Below are 248 nucleotides of genomic sequence, written 5' to 3'. Positions count from 1 at the left end.
ATCCGCTCCCCCCGGCGATCCAGGCGCAGATCGGTGGCCTGCGCATCAGCCGCGAGCCCGTTGCGGCGCTCGTCGTCGGAACCGACGCGATGCAGCGCGACCTGAAGGCCATCACCGACCCCGAGCAGAAAAAGGCCGCGCGCCAGGCCTATCAAAAGGCGATGAACGGATTGGCCGACGAAGCCCGCACCCGCTTCATCCTGCGCGCTCTCTATTCGCCCGATCAGTTGCGCGAGCGGATGACCTGG

General features: G+C 67.3%; 1 protein-coding gene. It reads left to right on the top strand.

What is annotated here, in order from left to right; genetic code table 11:
- On the top strand, positions 1-248 hold a 248-nt coding region (locus AC3II9_RS22240; RefSeq protein ID WP_489158920.1), incomplete at both ends, for a hypothetical protein.

The organism is Lysinibacillus sp. RU7, assembly GCF_057837305.1.
The sequence above is the reverse complement of the archived record's forward strand: the minus strand, read 5'-3'. Positions and strand labels throughout refer to the sequence as shown.